This is a genomic window from Hydrogenivirga sp. 128-5-R1-1 (genome assembly GCF_000171895.1).
The window spans coordinates 1-1,925 of the sequence record NZ_ABHJ01000203.1 but is presented as its reverse complement, the minus strand read 5'-3'; the positions used below and the strand labels follow the sequence as shown (position 1 = coordinate 1,925).

At 30.2% G+C, this 1,925-nt stretch carries 2 protein-coding genes; both read left to right on the top strand.

Translation table 11 applies throughout. The annotated features are described in order from the left end of the window. The first annotated feature begins 378 nt into the window (after window positions 1-378). Window positions 379-1,176 carry a pyrroline-5-carboxylate reductase gene (gene proC / locus HG1285_RS03360; RefSeq protein WP_008288892.1) on the top strand — a complete coding sequence of 266 codons (798 nt, stop codon included), beginning with the start codon at window positions 379-381 and terminating at the stop codon, window positions 1,174-1,176. Next, window positions 1,173-1,925, top strand: a 753-nt coding sequence (locus HG1285_RS03365) for a M20/M25/M40 family metallo-hydrolase (protein WP_008288891.1), incomplete at its 3' end; no start/stop codon positions are given. The genes proC and HG1285_RS03365, both read left to right, overlap by 4 nt.

Genomic DNA, 1,925 nt, shown 5'->3' with positions numbered 1-1,925 from the left:
AACCAACAAATCAGGACTATACACAGATATATATTAATAGACTAATTTATAAAATTTAATTTGTCTTATTTTTGAAAGAAGAAATTAACCAACGAGCCTTTTAATCAACATGTAATATCATCTTCACTATCAAAGATATTCGGGAAAAATAAAAAACTATTAGTTGTTTTTAATCTATCAGAAGCTGGAAACAAGATAATAGGTGCCTACCCAACGACTTATAACATGAGTATCTCTAACAGATATAAGTTTTATAAATGGGCTTACTTTAATTTTGATTTTGGTGTAAAATGGCAAAGACAATTTGATTTTTATAATAATCCTTTTGTTTTATTAGGAATAGAAGTTTATTTTGGAAAATGGTAAAAGGAGACTAAGATGTTTAAGGTTGGAATTATAGGCGTAGGAAATATGGGTGAAGCTATATTAAACGGGATAATAAAAAATTCAGATATAAAACCTGAAGAAATTATTGTTTCTGACATAAATCAAGAAAGAATAGATTATATTGTAAATAAATACGGTGTAGCAGGGACGGATAACAACGAAAGGCTTGTAAAACTGTCTGAAATCATATTTTTAGCAGTAAAACCAAAGGATTTTGAAAATACTGTAAACCCGATAAAAGATAAATTTGAAGGTAAAATACTTATCTCAGTAATGGCAGGAATAAAAATAGAAAAGATTAAATCTATTTTGAGTAAGGCATTTATTGTTAGAATTATGCCAAATACACCTGCATTAATTGGTGAAAGTGCAACAGGAATTTCATTTGATAAAAGCTTTCCTGCAAACAAAAAAGAAGAAATCATTAACCTGATAAATACATTTGGAAAATCATTTTTAATAGATGAAAACCTAATGGATGCCTTTACAGGACTGGCAGGAAGTGGTCCTGCTTATATCTTTACAATAATAGATGCTTTTGCACAGGCTGGTGTAAAACAAGGATTTTCTTATAATCAAGCACTTGAAATAATAGTACAAACAATAAAAGGTTCTTCAAAAATGGTAGAAACCTTAAAGGAACACCCATGTGTTCTCAGAGATAAAGTAAGCTCACCGTCAGGTACTACAATTTACGGACTTCATCAGCTTGAAAAAGGTAAAATTAGAGATATAATTATAAACACTGTTGAAGAATCAACCCAAAGGAGTAAAGAACTATCAAATTGAAAAACAACCTTTTAGAAAAAACCATTGAAGAAACCAAAAAACTAATTGAAATACCAAGTTTTGAAGACTGCACACAAATACAAAAATATTTAGAAGAAAGGCTTGATTTTATAAAGTTTGAAAAACAGCCTGTTGGAAAAGTTGTAAATTCAAACCCTCAATACAATCTTGTAAGCATTTCAAAAGACAAACCTTTTATGATAAATACCCATGTTGATACTGTTCCGCCAATGACAATGGAAAATCCATTTACACCAATTATAAAAGATAACAAAATTTACGGCAGGGGAGCAGCAGATACAAAAGGATTAATTGCATCTCTAATAGTAGCCATTGAAATATTCAAGGAAGAAAATCCAGATAAAGAAATACCTGTTTCTCTGGCATTTACTGTTGACGAGGAAAATCATACAGCTTTAGGGTCTGAAAAACTTCTTGAAATAATAGACCCTGTTGAAACAATACTTGTTTTAGAACCAACTTACGGTATTATATGTGATAAACAGATGGGAACTTACGAGTTTGAACTGGAAGTTGAAGTTGAATCAATGCATGCTTCAGAATTTGAAAAAACACACAACCCTGCAAAAATAACTTTTAAACTATTAGAAGAAATAGAAAACCAGTTAAATAGACCAGTAAACATAATAAACATAGAAAGTGGATGGGATTATTATGCAGTCCCTGAAAAGTCTTATTTACTTGCTGAGGTCAAACTGTTTGAAAATGAGAAAAAAGAAGATATTGAG